The 20,044-nt window shown below is 65.6% G+C and carries 17 protein-coding genes; 13 read left to right on the forward strand and 4 right to left on the reverse strand.

Annotated elements, in window-relative coordinates; all coding sequences use genetic code 11:
• Window positions 1–15 precede the first annotated feature (15 nt).
• From accC to HX881_RS05220, 9 genes are all read left to right on the forward strand, one after another.
• The gene (gene accC, locus HX881_RS05180) at window positions 16–1,374 is read left to right on the forward strand and encodes an acetyl-CoA carboxylase biotin carboxylase subunit (RefSeq protein ID WP_017125632.1); all 1,359 of its coding nucleotides are present in this window, start codon (window positions 16–18) and stop codon (window positions 1,372–1,374) included.
• A gap of 138 nt (window positions 1,375–1,512) precedes the next feature.
• A complete protein-coding gene (gene prmA / locus HX881_RS05185; protein ID WP_017125633.1) occupies window positions 1,513–2,391 on the forward strand; it encodes a 50S ribosomal protein L11 methyltransferase in 879 nt (292 codons plus the stop codon).
• 30 nt (window positions 2,392–2,421) lie between these two features.
• Window positions 2,422–3,726 carry a DUF3426 domain-containing protein gene (locus tag HX881_RS05190; protein WP_177083272.1) on the forward strand — a complete coding sequence of 435 codons (1,305 nt, stop codon included), beginning with the start codon at window positions 2,422–2,424 and terminating at the stop codon, window positions 3,724–3,726.
• Window positions 3,727–3,902: 176 nt separating this feature from the next.
• Window positions 3,903–4,916, forward strand: coding sequence for a tRNA dihydrouridine synthase DusB (dusB, locus tag HX881_RS05195; RefSeq protein WP_017125635.1), 1,014 nt, complete (start codon window positions 3,903–3,905; stop codon window positions 4,914–4,916).
• Window positions 4,913–5,233: a DNA-binding transcriptional regulator Fis gene (fis, locus tag HX881_RS05200; protein ID WP_003186237.1), complete on the forward strand. Its 321-nt coding sequence runs from the start codon at window positions 4,913–4,915 to the stop codon at window positions 5,231–5,233. Before dusB ends, fis begins: the two co-directional genes overlap by 4 nt.
• A gap of 220 nt (window positions 5,234–5,453) precedes the next feature.
• Window positions 5,454–7,061 carry a bifunctional phosphoribosylaminoimidazolecarboxamide formyltransferase/IMP cyclohydrolase gene (gene purH, locus HX881_RS05205; RefSeq protein WP_042935135.1) on the forward strand — a complete coding sequence of 536 codons (1,608 nt, stop codon included), beginning with the start codon at window positions 5,454–5,456 and terminating at the stop codon, window positions 7,059–7,061.
• A gap of 134 nt (window positions 7,062–7,195) precedes the next feature.
• Window positions 7,196–8,491, forward strand: coding sequence for a phosphoribosylamine--glycine ligase (gene purD / locus HX881_RS05210; RefSeq protein ID WP_177083274.1), 1,296 nt, complete (start codon window positions 7,196–7,198; stop codon window positions 8,489–8,491).
• A 100-nt stretch (window positions 8,492–8,591) separates the two neighbouring features.
• Window positions 8,592–11,372 (forward strand): hybrid sensor histidine kinase/response regulator, encoded by a 2,781-nt coding sequence (locus tag HX881_RS05215; RefSeq protein WP_103033005.1) that lies wholly within the window; start codon window positions 8,592–8,594, stop codon window positions 11,370–11,372.
• A 61-nt stretch (window positions 11,373–11,433) separates the two neighbouring features.
• A complete protein-coding gene (locus HX881_RS05220) occupies window positions 11,434–12,030 on the forward strand; it encodes a MarC family protein (protein ID WP_017125639.1) in 597 nt (198 codons plus the stop codon).
• 30 nt (window positions 12,031–12,060) lie between these two features.
• Here the strand turns inward: HX881_RS05220 and cobJ are convergent, their stop codons facing one another.
• Genes cobJ through cobG form a run of 4 tightly spaced genes read right to left on the reverse strand, consistent with a single transcriptional unit; the run spans window position 12,061 to window position 16,511 of the window.
• Window positions 12,061–13,767: a precorrin-3B C(17)-methyltransferase gene (gene cobJ / locus HX881_RS05225; protein WP_177083276.1), complete on the reverse strand. Its 1,707-nt coding sequence runs from the start codon at window positions 13,765–13,767 to the stop codon at window positions 12,061–12,063.
• Window positions 13,764–14,495: a precorrin-2 C(20)-methyltransferase gene (locus HX881_RS05230; RefSeq protein ID WP_017125641.1), complete on the reverse strand. Its 732-nt coding sequence runs from the start codon at window positions 14,493–14,495 to the stop codon at window positions 13,764–13,766. The genes cobJ and HX881_RS05230 overlap by 4 nt, the downstream gene beginning before the upstream one ends.
• Window positions 14,495–15,121 carry a precorrin-8X methylmutase gene (locus tag HX881_RS05235; protein WP_017125642.1) on the reverse strand — a complete coding sequence of 209 codons (627 nt, stop codon included), beginning with the start codon at window positions 15,119–15,121 and terminating at the stop codon, window positions 14,495–14,497. The genes HX881_RS05230 and HX881_RS05235 overlap by 1 nt, the downstream gene beginning before the upstream one ends.
• Window positions 15,114–16,511: a precorrin-3B synthase gene (gene cobG / locus HX881_RS05240; protein ID WP_177083278.1), complete on the reverse strand. Its 1,398-nt coding sequence runs from the start codon at window positions 16,509–16,511 to the stop codon at window positions 15,114–15,116. The genes HX881_RS05235 and cobG overlap by 8 nt, the downstream gene beginning before the upstream one ends.
• 117 nt (window positions 16,512–16,628) lie before the next feature.
• Here cobG and cbiE point away from each other — a divergent pair, with 117 nt between their 5' ends.
• From cbiE to HX881_RS05260, 4 genes are read left to right on the forward strand one after another with little or no spacing between them, the layout of a single operon-like run.
• The gene (cbiE, locus tag HX881_RS05245; RefSeq protein WP_177083280.1) at window positions 16,629–17,840 is read left to right on the forward strand and encodes a precorrin-6y C5,15-methyltransferase (decarboxylating) subunit CbiE; all 1,212 of its coding nucleotides are present in this window, start codon (window positions 16,629–16,631) and stop codon (window positions 17,838–17,840) included.
• Window positions 17,833–18,930: a cobalt-precorrin-5B (C(1))-methyltransferase gene (locus HX881_RS05250; RefSeq protein WP_177083282.1), complete on the forward strand. Its 1,098-nt coding sequence runs from the start codon at window positions 17,833–17,835 to the stop codon at window positions 18,928–18,930. The genes cbiE and HX881_RS05250 overlap by 8 nt, the downstream gene beginning before the upstream one ends.
• Window positions 18,927–19,649: a cobalt-precorrin-6A reductase gene (locus tag HX881_RS05255; protein WP_177083284.1), complete on the forward strand. Its 723-nt coding sequence runs from the start codon at window positions 18,927–18,929 to the stop codon at window positions 19,647–19,649. Before HX881_RS05250 ends, HX881_RS05255 begins: the two co-directional genes overlap by 4 nt.
• A 54-nt stretch (window positions 19,650–19,703) precedes the next feature.
• Window positions 19,704–20,039: a type II toxin-antitoxin system RelE/ParE family toxin gene (locus tag HX881_RS05260; RefSeq protein WP_177083285.1), complete on the forward strand. Its 336-nt coding sequence runs from the start codon at window positions 19,704–19,706 to the stop codon at window positions 20,037–20,039.
• Window positions 20,040–20,044 lie beyond the last annotated feature (5 nt).

Consider the following 20,044-nt stretch of genomic DNA (forward strand, 5'->3'; position numbering starts at 1 on the left):
CGCGGAGCGCCTTCGATGTTGAAACCTGCGAAGCTGGAAAAAGTCCTGATCGCCAACCGCGGCGAGATCGCCCTGCGTATCCTGCGCGCCTGTAAGGAAGAGGGCATCAAGACCGTCGCTGTTTACTCGACGGCCGATACGGAACTGATGCACGTGAAACTGGCGGACGAAAGCATCTGCATCGGCCCGCCCCTGGCTACCCGCTCGTACCTGAATATCCCGAACATCATCGCGGCCGCCGAAGTCACCGGCGCCACGGCGATTCACCCGGGCTACGGCTTCCTCGCGGAAAACGCCGATTTTGCCGAACAGGTCGAGAAATCCGGGTTTGCCTTCATCGGCCCGAAAGCCGACACCATTCGCCTGATGGGCGACAAGGTATCGGCCAAGGCCGCGATGATCGCTGCCGGCGTACCCACCGTTCCCGGCTCCGACGGCCCGTTGCCCGAAGATCCGGAAACCGCCCTGCGCATTGGTCGCGAAGTCGGCTACCCGGTGATCATCAAGGCCGCCGGCGGCGGCGGTGGGCGCGGCATGCGCGTGGTACACAGCGAAGACGAGCTGATCGAAGCGGCCAAGCAGACCCGCGAAGAAGCCGGCGCCTGGTTCAGCAACCCGATGGTCTACCTGGAAAAGTTCCTGACCAACCCACGCCACGTGGAAGTCCAGGTGCTTTCCGACGGCCAGGGTCATGCGATCCACCTCGGCGACCGCGACTGCTCGCTGCAGCGCCGTCACCAGAAGGTCCTGGAAGAAGCCCCGGCACCGGGCATCGACGAGCAGGCGCGCGCAGAAGTGCTGGCCCGCTGCGTCAAGGCCTGTATCGATATCGGCTACCGCGGTGCCGGCACTTTCGAGTTCCTGTACGAGAACGGCCGCTTCTACTTCATCGAGATGAACACTCGCGTGCAGGTAGAGCATCCGGTATCGGAAATGGTCACCGGCATCGATATCGTCAAGGAGATGCTGAGCATCGCCGCTGGCAATCCGCTGTCGTACACCCAGGACGACGTGAAGATCCACGGCCATGCGCTGGAATGCCGGATCAACGCCGAAGACCCGAAGACCTTCATTCCGAGCCCGGGCCTGGTCAAGCATTTCCATGCGCCAGGCGGCAACGGCGTGCGGGTCGACTCGCACCTGTACAGCGGCTACAAGGTTCCGTCGAACTATGACTCCCTGATCGGCAAGCTGATCACCTGGGGCGCCACTCGCGACGAAGCCATGGCGCGCATGCGCAATGCCCTGGACGAAGTCGTCGTGGACGGGATCAAGACCAACATCCCGTTGCACCGCGACCTGGTTCGCGACGCCGGGTTCTGCGAAGGTGGTGTGAACATTCACTACCTGGAACACAAGCTCGCCCATCAATGAGCCGGTGATCCCAACGACAAGGCCGCTTTCGAGCGGCTTTGTCGTTTTTGCATACCGCCCATGCGCCTGCTCGCGTAAACTGGCGCGCTTCTCGCAACCGAGCCGGTTGCACATTCACTTTTTTCACAGGTGCCCGCCATGCCTTGGCTGCAAGTACGCCTCGCCATCAGCCCGGAACAAGCCGAAACCTACGAAGACGCTTTCCTTGAAGTCGGCGCTGTTTCGGTAACCTTCATGGACGCCGAAGATCAGCCGATTTTCGAACCCGAACTCAACACCACGCCGCTGTGGTCCCATACCCACCTGCTGGCACTGTTCGAAGGCGGCACCGAGGCGGCCAGCGTCCTCGCGCACCTGGAACTGCTGACCGGCTCGCCACTGCCCGAGCACCACAGCGAAGTGATCGAGGACCAGGACTGGGAACGCAGCTGGATGGACAACTTCCAGCCCATGCGTTTCGGCCAGCGCCTGTGGATCGTGCCCAGCTGGCATGCCGCCCCGCAGCCGGACGCGGTCAACCTGTTGCTCGATCCGGGCCTGGCCTTCGGCACCGGTACGCACCCGACCACCGCGCTCTGCCTGGAATGGCTCGACGGCCAGGACCTCAAGGACTGCAATGTCCTCGACTTCGGCTGTGGCTCGGGCATCCTGGCGATTGCCGCGCTGCTGCTCGGCGCCCGCGAAGCGGTCGGCACCGATATCGACGTGCAGGCCCTGGAAGCTTCCCGCGACAACGCCGGACGCAACAACATCGCCGAGGAACTGTTCCCGCTGTATCTGCCGGAGCAATTGCCACAGGTACAGGCCGATGTGCTGGTCGCCAACATCCTCGCCGGCCCCTTGGTTTCCCTGGCCCCGCAGTTGTCCACCCTGGTCAGGCCGGGCGGCCGCCTGGCGCTGTCCGGCATCCTCGCCGAACAGGGCGAGGAAGTGGCTGCCGCTTATGCCAAGGACTTCGATCTGGACCCGATTGCCGATCGCGATGGTTGGGTGCGCATCAGTGGCCGTCGGCGCTAGAATGGGCGCTTGGATAAACCGGATCGCCGCATGACCGACAGCTTCGTCACCCAGTGCCCGCATTGCCAGACCAGCTTCCGCGTCAGCCACGCCCAATTGAGCGTGGCGCGCGGGGTGGTTCGTTGTGGCTCCTGCCTGCAGGTGTTCAACGCCGCGCGGCAACTGCTGGAGCAACGCGCGGCCCGGGAAGCCGGGACAGCCCAGCCGGCAGCGGTCGCGGCGGCCACGCCGGTCGCGCCCCCCGCGCCCCTGCTGCCCCCCACTCCGGCGACACCTCCCGCTCCACCGCCACGGGCCATCAGCCAGAAGCAGTGGACGACGCAAGAGCTGGATCTGGACGACCTCGATCTCGACGAAGAACTGGCCCGCCTGGAGCAGCGGGAAATCCAGCCGGCCAAGGCCTTCGGCGAGCATGGCGGCCAGGGCGAGTCCTTCAGCGCCCGCCGCGACAGCGATGACGACGAGGCCCAGTGGTCAGGCAGCTTGTTCAGCGAACCGGCCGGCGCACACGACGAAATCGCCGACGACGGGCCGCTCGCGCCCACCGTCACGACCAGGACCGAGCGCAAGCCCGAGCCACCGCGGCCGAGCCGTACCGAGCCGTCGCTGTCGTTCGATCTCGCCGACCTCGATGACGAGCCCCAGGCTCCGCGCCTGAAAATCGAAGAGGACGAGCTGGAAGACGCCACGACCCACGAACCGCTGGCCGCCGACGAGCACGACGAAGACGAACCCGCGGCCGCCGCCCCGAAGAAGCCTGCGCGCACCCGCAGCGAACCCGGCATGCACGACGACGTGCTGCTGGACCTCGAGGACGACCCGATTCATCTCGACTGGCAACGCCGCCGGTCCCCCTGGGGCAAGCGCCTGCTGTGGCTGCTGCTGGTACTGCTGGCCGCCGCGGCCCTGGCCGGCCAGTACATCGCCTATCACTTCGACGAACTGGCGCGCCAGGACCAGTATCGCCCGTGGTTCCAGCAACTGTGCCCGGAAATCGGCTGCAAGGTGCCTTCCAAAGTCGATATCGCCCGAATCAAGAGCAGCAACCTGGTGGTGCGCAGCCACCCGGACTTCAATGGCGCGCTGGTGGTGGACGCGATCATCTACAATCGCGCATCGTTCTCCCAGCCATTCCCGCTGCTGGAGCTGCGCTTCGCCGATCTCAACGGCCACCTGATCGCCAGCCGGCGCTTCAAACCCGGCGAATACCTGGGCGGCGACCTCAGCGGCCAGAGCGAAATGCCACCGCAGACCCCGATCCATATCGCCCTGGACATCCTCGATCCAGGCGCCAAGGCCGTGAACTACAGCCTCAGCTTCCACTCACCCGAGTGATTCAGGGCCTGCCGTGCTCGTTGACGGTGTTTTTCCGGCGGTAACCAAACTGCTGGCGATAACGGAATAACTGTTCAGATTTTATCCAATTTTGCCTTTATCCGGTCATCGAGAGCGGGTATCATGCCAACCCTTTTTCGAACTCTAATGATCCGGCCCCACAACAGGGAAGTCCTATGTCGGCGGTACGCATCGGCCCATACACACTGCAGAACGGCTTGATTCTCGCCCCGATGGCGGGGGTCACCGACCAGCCCTTTCGTCAGCTTTGCCGACGCCTGGGCGCGGGCCTGGTGGTTTCGGAAATGGTAACCAGCGACATGAGCCTGTGGAACAGCCGCAAGTCGCGTCTGCGCATGATCCACGAAGGTGATCCCGAGCCCCGCTCGGTACAGATCGCCGGCGGTGATGCACAGATGCTGGCGGATGCGGCCCGGGCCAATGTCGAGCTGGGGGCACAGATTATCGACATCAACATGGGATGTCCGGCCAAGAAGGTCTGCAACAAGGCCGCCGGTTCCGCGTTGCTGAAGGATGAAGACCTGGTGAGGGAAATCCTGCACGCCGTCGTGGCGGCAGTCGATGTCCCGGTCACCCTGAAGATACGGACCGGCTGGGACCGGGCGAACAAGAATGGCCTGACGGTGGCGAAGATCGCCGAGCAGGCGGGCATTACCGCCCTGGCGGTGCACGGCAGAACCCGTGCCGACCTGTACACCGGTGAAGCCGAGTACGACACCATTGCCGCGATCAAGCAGGCGGTGTCGATCCCGGTCTTCGCCAACGGCGATATCGATTCGGCCGAAAAGGCCCGGTACGTGTTGCAGGCGACCGGTGCCGACGGCCTGTTGATCGGCCGGGCCGCCCAGGGGCGGCCATGGATTTTCCGTGAGATCGAGCATTTTCTGCGTACCGGCGAAACCCTCCCGGCACCGGAGCTGTTCGAAGTGGAACGCATTCTGCTAGAGCATCTGGCCGCGCTGCATGCCTTCTATGGGGAGGTCATGGGCGTCCGCATTGCCCGCAAGCATGTCGGCTGGTATCTCGCAACCTTGCCGGGCGCCAGGGAGTTTCGCGCCCACTTCAATCGTTTGGAAGATACGGAAGCACAATGCGCCAACGTTCGTGAGTTCTTTGCCGAACGTTACAAGAGCCTGGTGACAGGGGACGGAGAGGGGGTGGCCGCATGACGATGATGACCGAGACTTTAGTGAGTGGAACAACGCCCGTGAGCGACAACGTCAATTTGAAACAGCACCTCAATACGCCGAGCGAAGAAGGCCAGACCCTTCGCGGTAGCGTCGAGAAGGCGCTGCACAATTATTTCGCCCACCTTGAGGGCGCGGCCGTCACGGACGTGTACAACCTGGTGCTCTCCGAAGTCGAGGCTCCCCTGCTCGAAAGCGTGATGAACTACGTCAAGGGCAACCAGACCAAGGCCAGCGAACTGCTCGGCCTGAACCGCGGCACCCTGCGCAAGAAACTCAAGCAGTACGATTTGCTGTAAGCATTCAATCAAACCAGAAAGGCGCCCCAGGGCCTGCAAGAAAACTCGCCAAGCGGCGATCAGGCAAGGCAAAAACAGGCGAGGAAGCGGAGTGTAGAGGCCTACATGAGCATTCCGAGCCTGTTTTCAACGCAGCATGATTGTCGCGCAGGCAGTTTCCGTACAGAACCCGGAACCGGTCGCCTTATTTGCTGACCCCTTGCTTTTGATGGACATTGAGATGACCGACCAGACTACCCGCCTGCCGATCCGCCGCGCCCTGATCAGCGTTTCCGACAAGACCGGAATCCTCGATTTCGCTCGTGAACTGGAAGCCCTGGGCGTGGAAATCCTCTCCACCGGCGGTACGTTCAAGCTGCTGCGGGACAACGGCGTCGCCGCCGTGGAAGTCGCGGACTACACCGGCTTTGCGGAAATGATGGATGGCCGGGTGAAGACCCTGCACCCGAAAATCCACGGCGGCATCCTCGGCCGTCGCGGCATCGACGATGACATCATGAGCGAGCACGGCATCCGCCCGATCGACCTGGTCGCGGTCAACCTCTACCCGTTCGAAGCCACCATCAGCAAGCCGGGCTGCGACCTGCCGACCGCCATCGAGAACATCGACATCGGTGGGCCGACCATGGTCCGCTCGGCGGCCAAGAACCACAAGGACGTCGCCATCGTGGTCAATGCCGGCGACTACGCCCAGGTCCTGGAAAGCCTCAAGGCCGGTGGCCTGACCTACGCCCAACGTTTCGACCTGATGCTCAAGGCCTTCGAACACACCGCCGCCTACGACGGCATGATCGCCAACTACATGGGCACCGTGAACCAGGCCGCCGAAACCCTGAGCACCGAAGGCCGCAGCGAATTCCCGCGCACCTTCAACAGCCAGTTCATCAAGGCCCAGGAAATGCGCTACGGCGAGAACCCGCACCAGAGCGCGGCGTTCTACGTGGAAGCCAGGCCGGCCGAAGTCGGCATCGCCACCGCGACCCAGCTGCAAGGCAAGGAGCTGTCGTACAACAACGTGGCCGACACCGATGCCGCGCTGGAATGCGTGAAGAGCTTCGTCAAGCCGGCCTGCGTCATCGTCAAGCACGCCAACCCGTGCGGCGTGGCCGTGAGCCCTGACGCCGAGGGCGGTATCCGCCAGGCCTACGAACTGGCCTACGCCACCGACAGCGAATCGGCCTTCGGCGGCATCATCGCCTTCAACCGCGAGCTGGATGCCGAAACTGCCAAGGCCATCGTCGAGCGCCAGTTCGTCGAGGTGATCATCGCCCCGTCCGTCAGCGAAGAGGCCCGTGCCATCGTCGCCGCCAAGGCCAACGTGCGCCTGCTGGCCTGCGGCCAGTGGGATGCCAACCGCGCCCCGGCCTGGGACTACAAGCGGGTCAACGGCGGCCTGCTGGTACAGAGCCGCGATATCGGCATGATCGGCAGCGAAGACCTCAAGGTGGTGACCAAGCGCGCACCGACCGAACAGGAAATCCATGACCTGATCTTCGCCTGGAAAGTCGCCAAGTACGTCAAGTCCAACGCCATCGTCTACGCCAAGAACCGCCAGACCATCGGTGTCGGCGCCGGCCAGATGAGCCGCGTCAACTCCGCTCGCATTGCTGCAATCAAGGCCGAGCATGCTGGCCTGCAGGTGCAGGGCTCGGTCATGGCTTCGGACGCGTTCTTCCCGTTCCGCGACGGCCTCGACAACGCGGCCAAGGTCGGTATCACCGCGGTGATCCAGCCGGGCGGCTCGATGCGTGACAATGAAGTGATTGCCGCGGCCGACGAAGCCGGTATCGCGATGGTATTCACCGGCATGCGCCACTTCCGTCACTGATAACACAGCCCCTGTGGGAGCCGGCTTGCTGGCGATGAGGCCAGCGAGCCTGGCATTGAGCTTGCGGCCGTTATCGCCAGCAAGCCGGCTCCCGCAATGCTCTCTTAGAATTCAGCGTCATCGAGGTTTTTGAAATGAATGTTTTGATCATCGGCAGCGGTGGCCGTGAACACGCCCTGGCCTGGAAAGTGGCGCAGGACCCGCGTGTCGAGAAAGTCTTCGTCGCCCCGGGCAACGCCGGCACTGCCATCGAAGCCAAGTGCGAGAACGTCGCCATCGACGTCCTGGCCCTGGAGCAACTGGCCGACTTTGCCGAGAAAAACGTTTCCCTGACCATCGTCGGCCCGGAAGTGCCGCTGGTGGCCGGTGTTGTCGACCTGTTCCGGGCCCGCGGCCTGGACTGCTTCGGCCCGACTGCCGGTGCCGCCCAGCTGGAAGGTTCCAAGGCGTTCACCAAGGACTTCCTGGCCCGCCACAAGATCCCGACCGCCGATTACCAGAACTTCACCGAGATCGAGCCGGCCCTGGCCTATCTGCGCGAGAAAGGCGCACCGATCGTGATCAAGGCCGACGGCCTGGCCGCCGGCAAGGGTGTGATCGTCGCCATGACCCTGGCCGAAGCCGAAGACGCCGTACGCGACATGCTCGCCGGCAATGCGTTCGGCGAAGCCGGTTCGCGGGTGGTGATCGAAGAGTTCCTCGATGGCGAAGAAGCCAGCTTCATTGTCATGGTCGACGGCAAGAACGTCCTGCCGATGGCCACCAGCCAGGACCACAAGCGCGTCGGCGACGGCGACAGCGGCCCGAACACCGGCGGCATGGGCGCCTACTCCCCGGCCCCGGTGGTCACCGCCGAGGTGCACCAGCGCGTCATGGACCTGGTGATCTGGCCGACCGTGCGCGGCATGGCCGAGGAAGGCAACGTCTACACCGGCTTCCTGTACGCCGGGCTGATGATCGACAAGGCCGGCAATCCGAAAGTCATCGAGTTCAACTGCCGCTTCGGCGACCCGGAAACCCAGCCGGTCATGCTGCGCCTGCAATCGAGCCTGGTGCTGCTGGTCGAGGCCGCGCTGGCCCAGGCCCTGGATAAAGTCGAAGCCCAGTGGGACCCGCGTCCGAGCCTGGGCATCGTCCTGGCCGCCGGCGGTTACCCGGGCGATTACGCCAAGGGCGCGCCGATCAATGGCCTGGAAGATGCCGCTGGTCTGGAAGGCAAGGTCTTCCACGCCGGTACCGCGCTGAAGGATGGCCAGGTCGTGACTTCCGGTGGCCGGGTGCTCTGCGCCACGGCGCTGGGCAACAGCGTCGACGCGGCACAAAAGCAGGCTTACCGGTTGGCAGCTAAAATCAATTGGGAAGGCTGCTTCTACCGCAGCGATATCGGCTATCGTGCAATTGCACGCGAACGCGCAGAAAGCCAGGAATAAGCTATCCGATCGGATAGGCAAGGGCTTCAGGCCCTTGCCGTCTTATTCCCGCCCCGCGCATAGTTATGACTCAGGCATCAACCTACGAAGGGATTTCGCCGTGCGCTGGCTCAGGATTGCCATAAGTTTCACCGTCAGCCTGCTGACCCTGCTTTGCCTCGCATCGGCCGCCCACGCCTCGCAAGGCAGTGGCTGGGCGGTATTGTTCGACGATCAGGCCGACCTGCAACTCAGCGATATCCGCTCTTCGCGCTACATCAACCAATTCAGCCCCGTCGAACTCGACCGCCTGACCGCCGCCGAGCCCGATGGCGCGCTGTGGTTGCGCTTCCGTCTGCAGCCGGGCAAACACGAACAATTGCTGCGGGTCTTTGCCCCCGACCTCGCCCGCCTCGACCTGTACACCCTCGACGGCGACACGCTGATCGACCAGGTCCGCAGCGGCAATGACCTGTCGAAAGCCGAACGACCGTTGCCCAGCAGCGATTTCATGCTGCCCCTGATACAAAGCCCCAAGCCCCTCGACATCTACCTGAGGCTGGTCTCGAAACACGAACTGCGTCCCCATATCACCCTCGAATCGGCGGTGATGAGCGCCGCCGACCAGGGCCAGACGTTGCTCTACGGCCTGCTGTTCGGCTGCCTGTCGATGCTGATCCTGCACAACCTGACCCGCTTCGCCTATACCCGTTCGCGCAGCAGCCTGTGGCTGGCGTCCTGTGAGGCCCTGCTGTTGCTCAGCGCCCTGTTCCTGCTCAACCTGGCAGGGCCGTGGCTGCCCGACTGGCACGGCGCGCAGACGCCCGGCGCCTACCTGGCGCTGTTGCTCACCGCGCCCTGCGGCCTGATGTTCACCTACAGCTTCTTCTCCCCCCTGGGACCGCATCCGCTGAACAAGCTGTTGCTGGGCGACATCCTGGTGATCTGCCTGGGCGGGCTGTTGCTGCTGTTCGTCGACACCCTGCCCCTGAACGTGATGACCTACGGCCTGGTCGGGCTCGCCAGCCTGAGCATCCTGCTGGTCGCCGCCTATCACTGGCAGAAGGGCTATCGTCCGGCGCGACTGTTCGTCGTCGCCATGGTCATCTTCAATATCGGCACGCTGGTCATCCTCCCCGCCCTGCTGGGCCTGACCCTGGTGCCGCCGCAGGGCCTGATCGTCGCCCTGCTGATCTTCATCTGCATCAGCGGCCTATTGATGAGCATCGCCCTCGGCGAGCGCCGCCGCAGCATCACCGAAGACCAGTTCAGCGTCAGCCGCGACCTGGCCGCGAGCAACGCCGAAATCGCCGCCAAGGCCGAGTTCCTGGCGAAGATCAGCCACGAGATCCGCACCCCGATGAACGGCGTGCTGGGCATGACCGAGCTGCTGCTGGGCACGCCGCTGTCGGTCAAGCAGCGCGACTACGTGCAGACCATCCACAGCGCCGGCAACGAACTGCTGACCCTGATCAACGAGATTCTCGACATCTCCAAGCTGGAGTCCGGGCAGATCGAGCTCGACGACGTGCAATTCGACCTCAATGCCCTGATCGAAGACTGCCTGAGTATTTTCCGCGCCAAGGCCGAGCAGCAGAACGTCGAACTGATCAGCTTCATCCAGCCGCAGGTCCCGCGGGTGATCAGCGGCGACCCGACGCGCCTGCGCCAGGCCCTGCTCAGCCTGCTGGAAAACGCCCTGAAAAAGACCGACGAGGGCGAGATCCTCATCGTCGTCGCCCTCGACGAACGCAGTGGCCAGCCACGCCTGCGCATCGCGGTGCAGGACAGCGGCATGCCGATGGATGACGAAGAGCGCGATGCCCTGCTGCACGCCGAGTTGCAGAGCAAGAACTTCCTCGCCGCGACCCGCCTGGGCGGCCATCTGGGCCTGGTGATCGCCCGTCAGCTGATCCTGCTGATGCATGGCGAGTTCGGTATCAAGAACAGCCCCAACCAGGGCAGCACCCTGTGGCTGACGTTGCCGCTGGATCCGCTGCACCTGGAACACCCGACCTCCGACCTCGACGGCCCCCTCAAGGGCGCGCGGGTGCTGGTGGTCGACGACAACGACACCTGTCGCAAGGTCCTGGTGCAGCAATGCAGCGCCTGGGGCCTGAACGTCAGCGCCGTGCCTTCGGGCAAGGAAGCGCTGGCCCTGCTGCGCACCAAGGCGCACCTGCGCGACTACTTCGACGTGGTCCTGCTCGACCAGAACATGCCCGGCATGACCGGCATGCAACTGGCGGCGAAGATCAAGGAAGACCCGAGCCTCAACCACGACATCCTGCTGATCATGCTGACCGGTATCAGCAATGCGCCGAGCAAGATCATCGCGCGCAATGCCGGTATCAAGCGCATCCTCGCCAAGCCGGTGGCCGGCTACACCCTCAAGACCACCCTGGCGGACGAACTGACCCAGCGCAGCAAGGGCCCGGCCGCGGTGCCCGCCCCGAGCACGCCGGCCGTGGCCCCCATCACCGTGCCGAGCGATTTCCGCATCCTCGTGGCCGAAGACAACAGCATCTCCACCAAGGTGATTCGCGGCATGCTGGGCAAGCTCAACCTGCAGCCCGACACCGCCAGCAACGGCGAAGAAGCCCTGCGCGCGATGAAGGCCCAGCGCTACGACCTGGTCCTGATGGACTGCGAAATGCCGATCCTCGACGGCTTCTCCGCGACCCAGCAACTGCGGGCATGGGAAGTCGGCAACCAGCGCGTGCGCACGCCGGTGGTGGCGCTGACCGCGCATATCCTCAGCGAGCACAAGGAACGGGCGCGCCAGGCCGGCATGGACGGCCACATGGCCAAGCCGGTGGAACTCTCGCAACTGCGCGAGCTGGTGGAGCACTGGGTCGCCCAACGCGACAGCCAGCAAGTCCAGGCCCCCACCACCTCCTGAGCCGACAGACCGCGCGGCGCCTGATAGACTGCGTCCGCCCTCCTCCGTTCGAGCTCAAGCCATGCTCCACGTGTTGTTCAGCGTTTACCTGAAGATGCTGGTGCTCTACAGCCCGTTCTTCGTCCTGTCCTGCTTTATCAGCCTGACCCGCGGCTACTCCAGCAAGGAGCGCCGGCGCCTGGCCTGGAAAGTGGCGCTCGCCACCCTGGTCTCCAGCGTGCTGCTGTATCTGTTCGGGAGAGTGATCTTCAGTGTGTTCGGCATCACCGTGGACGCCTTCCGCATTGGCGCGGGGAGCGTGCTGTTCATCTCGGCACTGGGCATGGCCCAGGGCAAGTCGGCCGTGCAGACCGACAACGTGCAGCAAGACGTGACCATCGTCCCGCTGACCATTCCTTTGACCGTCGGCCCCGGCACCATCGGCGCCCTGCTGGTCATGGGCGTCAGCCAGCCCCATTGGGACGACAAGCTCACCGCCATCGTCAGTATCGCCCTGGCGAGCTTTACCGTCGGCGTGGTGCTGTACCTGTCGAACCGGATCGAACGGATCCTCGGCGACCAGGGCCTGCAGATCGTCAGCCGCCTGATGGGACTGTTCGTCTGCGCCCTGGCGGCGCAGATCATCTTCACCGGGGTGCGCGGCTACCTGGTACCGTGAAATCAGGACCCGGTACGGTCGCCGACGCCCTCAGGAACCAGGCTTTTCACCGTACCAGCGCGGCGTATAGACCCACTCGCCGCCCTCGGCCCGCGGGAAGACGCAGGTGGTGGACGAGCCGATGATGACCATGGTGCGCATGTCCACCTGCTCCGGCGTCAGCTCACCCAGGGTGGTCACCCGCAAGGTCTGTCCCGGCCGGCCGATATCCCGTCCCAGTACCACCGGCGTCTGCGGCGTGCGGTGTCGGGCGACGATTTCCAGCGCACGACCCAGTTGCCACGGACGCGAGCGCGAGATCGGGTTGTAGAACGCCAGGGCCAGGTCGGCCTGGGCCGCGAGGTCGAGACGTTTCTCGATGATCGTCCAGGGCTTGAGGTTGTCCGACAGGGACATCACGCAGAAGTCATGCCCCAGGGGAGCACCGGCCTGAGCCGCCGTGGCGAGCGAGGCGGAAACGCCGGGGAGGATTTCCAGCTCGACGTTGTGCCAGGCCGAATCGTCGGACTCATGCAGGGCTTCGAGCACCGCTGCGGCCATGGCGAACACGCCCGGATCGCCGGATGACACCACCACCACCGAACGGCCCTCGGCCGCCAGTTCGAAGGCATGCCGGGCGCGCTGCATTTCCTCGCGGTTGTCGGTGCAATGCAGCACCTGGTCGGCACGAAACGGTCCGGCCATGCGCACATAGGTTTCATAGCCCAGCACGTCGTTGGCCCGGGCCAGCTCGGCCTTGACCGCCGGCACCATCAGCTCGGCAGCGCCGGGCCCGAGGCCGATCACCGCCAGGCGACCGCGCGGACGACCGATGCGCTCAGGTTCCAGCGGCTGGCTGGCGACGGCAATCGCCAGGCCCTCGCCGACACAGATCGGCGGCAGCAACTGCGGTACCGCCTGTTGCGCCATGGCCGCGATAGAGCCGTTCGAAGCGATAAAACGCAGCGGCACGCCCAACTCGGCCGCCGCTTCACGCAGCGCGGGGCTGGCCATTTCGCTGTCCGCCGCCAGCAGGCAGGCCAGCGACTGCCAGGCGATATTCGCCCCGTGCAAGGCGTCACGAACCGCACCGGCCAGCCCAGGCACCGCGGCCGTCACCGCCACCAGGACGCTGCGCGGATAGATCAGCAACTCATTGGCCACCGGCGCACGCTCGGCGCTGCCGACATGAATCGACAGGCGCGCCTGACGGTCCTCCGGCAAGTGCGCCTGCGCCAGCCAGGGCGCCGCCCCTTCGATACGCACGCTTTCGCCGGCCAGCAAGTCCGAGACAAACCGCTTGCCCAGCTCCAGGTCGCCCAGCGCGTAGCCACTGGGCGGGTTCAGCAGGCAGGTGCCGAAACGCAGCTCGCCGCTGGTGGTGATGGCCGCCGCCACACCCAGGCCTGCCGCCATTTCCCGGGCCATGACATTCACTCCACCGAGCCCTCCCAGCAGCGGCACCACCGCGCTGCCGTCCTCGGCCACGGCCAGTACCGGCGGCTCGGCGCCTTTTTCCAGGAGCACCGGGGCCAGCGTGCGGATCACGATGCCGGCGGCGCACAGGGCAATGATCGGCGTGTCCTGCTGGTAGAGCTGGCGCATCGTCGCGCCAAACTCGTGATACAGCCGGTCCGCGCCATCGACCCGCTCGGCCAGGCCATAGACCAGGGCATCCGGATAGATCTGTTGCAGCCTGCGGGCCGTCGCGAGGCTGCCATTGCCGAGGATGACAATGGCCGGTTGCGGGCGACTCATCCCTGCCACCGTTCGCCGGGCACGATGATCAGCGAGAAGTAAGGCGAGGACATCGGCTCGACCTCATCGAGCGGCACGATCTTCTGGTTGGCCATGGTCGCCCGCTCCACATACAGCGCGCGACCGGCCAGGCCCAGCTCTTCGAGCACCTGGCGGACCTTGTGGAAGTTACGCCCCAGTTTCATGATCACCGCCGCATCGGCATCGGCCAGGCGCCGCTTGAGTTCGTCATGGGGCAGCACGCCGGACAACACCGACAGGCTCTGGTTGCGATACACCAACGGCACACCGAGCACCGAAGCGCCACCGAGCATCGAGCACACGCCGGGAATCACCTCGGCGTCGTAGCGCTCGGCCAGGCGGTCGTGCAGGTACATGTAGGAGCCATAGAAGAACGGATCGCCTTCGCAGATCACCGCCACGTCGCGGCCGGCATCCAGGTGCGCGGCCACTTCCAGGCTGGCCTCGTCATAGAAATCGCTGATCACCTGCTCGTAGGACAGCGGCGCCGGCAGGGCCTCGGTGGTCACCGGGTAGACCAGCGGCAACAGGGTCTGTGCTTGCTGCAGGTGCGCCTCGATGATACCGAAGGCATTCCCCTTCTTGCCCTTGGCGACGAAGTACGCCACCACCGGCGACTCGCGCAACAGGCGCAGCGCCTTCACGGTGATCAGTTCCGGGTCACCCGGCCCCACGCCGAGGCCGATCAGACGTCCAGGCTGCTGCATCATTCAATCTCCGTGGCGAGTGCGTTGACGGCGGCGGCGGCCATGGCGCTGCCACCCAGGCGGCCTTGCATGATCACGAACGGCACGCCACGGCTGTCGGCGGCGAGCATCGCCTTCGACTCGGCGGCACCGACGAAGCCCACCGGAAAACCGAGGATCAGCGCCGGCTTCGGCGCGCCGGCATCGAGCATTTCCAGCAGGTAGAACAGCGCGGTCGGGGCATTGCCGATCACCACCACGCTGCCTTCCAGATGCGGCCGCCACAACTCCAGGGCCACCGCCGAGCGGGTGTTGCCCTGCTCCCGCGCCAGCTCCGGCACACGCTCGTCGCGCAGGGTGCAGATCACCGGGTTGTTCGCCGGCAGGCGGGCGCGGGTGATGCCTTCGGAAACCATGCGCGCGTCACAGAGGATCGGCGCGCCGGCCGCGAGGGCATCGCGCCCGGCCTTGCCGGCACCCGGCGAGAACTGCAGGCCGTCGATGGCATCGACCATGCCGCAGGCGTGGATGACCCGCACGGCGAGCTTTTCGAGATCGGCGGGAATACGCGCCAGGTTCGCTTCCGCGCGAATGATCGCGAAGGAGTTGCGATAGATCTCCTGACCATCGCGGATGTAATCAATCATCGGTACTGCTCCGTGAGCGGGCTTCGAGCAACGCGCCCGCCGCATCAATAGTAAGGTTGCGCGCGTGCAGCAGGCCGAAGCCGGGCTGGGCTGCATCGCGGAAATAGAGGTCGTAGTGGCCGGGCGAGACCGCCAGCAAGGTGCTCGGCGCCACATGGGCCGCGGCGCAGGAGCGGCCGCAACCGGACAGGTGGACGGCCTGGGCCCGCCCGGACAGCAACGTCGCCAGGCGCCGGGCATCGGCCTTGGTGTCGGCCAGGCCCTTGGCGCAGCCGCCGGCCCCGGTGCAGGCGATGATCCGGGCCAGCGCCTGGTCAGCGTCGCAGAGCAGGCCGAGTTGTCGCAGGCGCGCGGTGACGCTGGCCGCGTCCTCCTCGCGGATATTGGGCAGCAGCAGGCTCTGCCAGGGCGTCAGGCGCAGGCTGCCATCGCCCTGTTGCAGCGCCAGCCGGGCCACGCCGTCGAGCATCGGGGCATCGAGGCGTCCCAACGGGAACACGGCACCGATATGCACCAGGCCCGGCTGGCGCTGTGGATAAGTGCCGATATGCCGCAGGTCGGTGGCGGCAGGCCGTTGCCAGTGCGGGACCGGCGTCAGTGCGCTGCCGAGACGCGCGGCCAACTGCGCCAGGAACGACTCGACCGGCACCTCGCCCAGCAGGTGGCGCATGCGCGTCTGCTCCGCTCGGGCCAGGTCGAGGAACAGTTCCAGCACCGCCACCACCAGGTCGTGGCCCTGCTCCAGAGGCACCGCGGCCAGGGGCGCGTCATGGGCCGGACAGCCGGCGAGACCGAATGCCAGCCACGGCCTGCCCTCGATCGACAGCGCCGACAGCCACAGGTCATGGGGATGTTCGAGCATCGCCAGGGCTTCGCCGCCGTCGAGTTGCAACGCGAACTTGGCCGACAGCTCATGGAAGCGCCGGTGGCGCTGCAACGTGGCGAGGATCTGCGCGGCGAGGGGGCGCGTGTCGATCAGCATCCGGGCGTCGATACCGGCGCTGGGGCTGAGCATCAGGTTGCGCACGTCATCGGCGCCGGAGGTCTGCGCCTGATTGGCAATCTGCCCCCCTGTGGAGATCACTGCTCCTGTGGGAGCGGTGTCCGTCGCCTCGGCGTCGGGCCCGAGGCCGGCCGCCAGCAAGGTGGCGACCAGGGCCGCATGCTGCTCGCCGATCCCGCGAATCTGCAGGTTGGCCCGGTTGGTCGCCTCGATCACCCCGCCGGCATAACGCTCGGCGGCCTCGGCGACGGCCAGGGCCTGGGCGGCGCTGATCACGCCCCCGGCCAGCTTGATCCGACAGATACCGCCATCCAGTGCCGGGACGATGCGCAACAACCCCGGACAGGCCGAGGGGCGGATGGCATTGGCAAGCGGGTGTTCGTTCAAGGGGCAACCGACAGTAAGGGAAAGGCGTTTCGCCGTCGAAGGCGCGGTATTATGCCTGCTTTGTCCGAAGGCATGAAAAGACTGCCCGTCGGAACAGCCGTGTTTTGAGGATTTTAGATGACGCCCTGGCTGACAGTAGTGGGAATCGGTGAAGACGGCTTCAGTGGCCTGGGCAAAAATGCCCGGCGCGCACTGCTGGGGGCTGCGCGGATATTCGGCGGGCAACGCCAGCTCGACCTGCTGCCGGCGTGCATCCGTGCCGAACGCCAGGCCTGGCCCAGCCCGTTCTCCATCGAACCGGTGCTGGCCCTGCGCGGTACGTCGGTATGCGTGCTGGCGAGCGGCGACCCGATGCTGTTCGGCGTCGGTGCCAGCCTGTCGCGCCAGGTGAGCGCAGAGGACATGCAGGTGCTGCCCGCACCCTCCGCCTACTCGCTGGCCGCCGCCCGCCTGGGCTGGGCCCTGCAGGATGTGGTATGCCTGTCGGTGGTCGCCCGGCCCGTCGCGGCCCTGAGTGCGCAACTGCATACGGGCGTGCGCCTGCTGGTGCTGAGCAATGACGGGCAGAGTCCCGCCGCGATCGCCGCCCTGCTCCGCGAACGGGGTTTCGGGCCGAGCCGTATCAGCGTACTGGAACACTTGGGCGGTGCGCTGGAGCGTCGCGTCGACGGAGTGGCAGACACCTGGCAGAAGCCCACCATCGCCAAACTGAACCTGGTCGCCATCGACTGCCTGGCCGATCCGACGACGCCGCGCCTGTCGCGGATCGGCGGCCTGCCGGACTCGGCTTTCCGCCACGACGGCCAATTGACCAAGCGCGACGTCCGCGCCATCACCCTGGCCCGTCTCGCCCCGGTGCCCGGCGAACTGCTGTGGGATGTCGGCGCCGGCAGCGGCTCCATCGGCATCGAATGGATGCGTGCCCACCCCGGTTGCCGGGCCATTGCCGTCGAGGCGGACGACGGTCGCCAGCAACTGATCGAATACAACCGCGACGCCCTCGGCGTGCCCGGCCTGCGCCTGGTGCGCGGCAGCGCGCCGGAGGCCCTGGCGGACCTGGAGCCGCCGGACGCGATCTTTATCGGCGGCGGCGTGACCCGCCCCGGCGTGCTGGACACCTGCTGGGCCCGGCTCAAGCCCGGCGGACGCCTGGTGGCCAATGCCGTGACCCTGCAAAGCGAAGCGCTCCTGATGCACTGGCGGCAGGTCCATGGCGGCGAGCTGACCCGTATCCATATCGCCCAGGCCCAGCCCCTCGGTGACTTCGATACCTGGCGCCAGGCGCTGCCCATCACCCTGCTCGATGTGGTCAAGTCTCGCGATGCGTGACGAAACCGCCGAACAACCCGCCCCCCTGCGCAGCGGCCTGACCACCGGCAGCTGTGCCACCGCCACCTCGCTGGCGGCGGCGCGGCTGCTGCTGGCCGGCGTCAGCCACGATGCGGTGCGGATCATCCTGCCCAAGGGCAAGCAGGTGGAAATGCGCCTGGAGTTCTGCCGCCTGCACGAAGACGGTGCCGAGGCCGGGACCCTCAAGGATGCCGGCGACGATCCGGATGTCACCCACGGTGCACTGCTGTATTCGCGGGTCCGCCTGATCGCCGAGCCCGGCGTGCAGTTTCACGCCGGTGCCGGTGTCGGCACCGTGACGCGCCCGGGCCTGGTGCTGCCGGTCGGCGAACCGGCGATCAACCCGGTGCCGCGCAAGATGATCAGCGACCACCTGCGGCAACTGGCGGCCGAACACGGCTATGCCGGTGGATTCTCGGTGACCGTCAACGTCGAGGGCGGCGAAGCCCTGGCCCTGAAGACCATGAACCCGCGCCTGGGCATTCTCGGCGGGCTGTCGATCCTCGGCACCAGCGGCATTGTCCGGCCGTTTTCCTGCGCGGCCTATATCGCCTCGATCCACCAGGGCATCGACGTCGCCAAGACCAACGGCTACCTGCATATCGCCGCCTGCACCGGCAACGCCAGCGAAGACACCATGCGCCGCGTGTACAACCTGCCGGAGATCGCCCTGATCGAAATGGGCGACTTCGTCGGTGCCGTGCTCAAGCACCTGCGCAAAGTGCCTGTGGATAAATTGAGCCTGTGCGGCGGCTTCGGCAAGATCAGCAAGTTGGCCGCCGGGCACATGGACCTGCACAGCCGGCATTCGAGCATCGACCTGCCGCAACTGGCCGAATGGGCCGCGGCGGTGGGGGCCGATGAGACCTTGCAGGACGCCATCCGCCAGGCCAATACCAGCCAGCAGGCCCTCGCCATGGCCAGCGCCGCCGGGATCGCCCTCGGCGACGCGGTCTGCCGGCATGCGCTGGACTTTGCCCGCAGCGTGGTTCCGGCGCAGGTACAGGTCGAAGTCTTCGCCATCGATCGCCAGGGCGGTGTCGTGGGTCATGCGGGAGCTTTCCGATGAAGGTATTGCTGCTGGGCGGCGTCACTGAAGCCCTGGCGATCGCCCGTACGCTGGGTCCGCGGCATATCTACAGCCTCGCGGGGGTTGGCCGGGTGCCGGGCGACCTGCGCTGCCAGGTACGGGTCGGCGGTTATGGCGGGGCCGAGGGCTTGGCGGGTTTTATCCGCGAAGCGGGCATCGACCTGCTGCTGGACGCCACCCATCCCTATGCCGCGCAGATCAGCCGCAATGCCGTCGCGGCGGCCGCTATCAGCGGCATTGCCTGCTGGGCACTGCGCCGCCCGGCCTGGGTGGCCGAGCCCGGGGACGACTGGCGGGAAGTCGCGGCCTGGGCCGAACTGGTCGACGCCCTGAAACCGTTCCAGCGACCGCTGTTCACCCTCGGCCGCGAACCGCTGCAACACCTGAACGAAATCCCCGCCGGACAATTCTGGACCTTGCGCGCGCTCGACGAGTACCCCGGCAACGAACGCTGCGAAGTGATCGGTGCCCGTGGCCCGTTCCGCCTGGAGGACGAGCGAGCCCTGTTCGAGCGTCGCGCCATCGACGTGCTGATCAGCAAGAACAGCGGCAGCAGCGCGACCGAGCCCAAGCTGCAGGTGGCCCGCGAACGCGCACTGCCGGTACTGATCCTCAAGCGCCCGGTATTACCGGCTGCGACACGCGAATTCCAGACGCTCGAGGAAACACTTGAGGCGTTGGCAATCGCCCTTCAATAGATCACGATCGTCGCTTGTCAAAATAGTAACTTATTTGTTACCTTGAGGACACGGATGATCGATGTCGAAGAATACATACGGGACAACCACGGCAACCCGTTCGAAAAGTGGTTCGCTTCACTGGATGTGCAAGCGGCCGCCAAGGTTTCCACCGCCCTCCTTCGGCTGGAAATGGGCAATACCTCCAATATCAAATGGTTTGACGGGCTCGGGGAATACCGTATCGACTGGGGCCCTGGTTATCGGATCTATCTGATACAGGATGGCAAGCGCCTGATCATTCTGTTTGGCGGGGGCAACAAGTCCAGCCAGAAAAAAGACATCCGGCGCGCCAGGTTGCTGGTTGACGAATACAAGCGCCGCAAAAGCGCAGAACTGCATACGAGGTAACGCCA

The sequence above is a fragment of the Pseudomonas gingeri genome (assembly GCF_013386115.1).
GTDB classification, from domain to species: Bacteria; Pseudomonadota; Gammaproteobacteria; order Pseudomonadales; family Pseudomonadaceae; genus Aquipseudomonas; species Aquipseudomonas gingeri.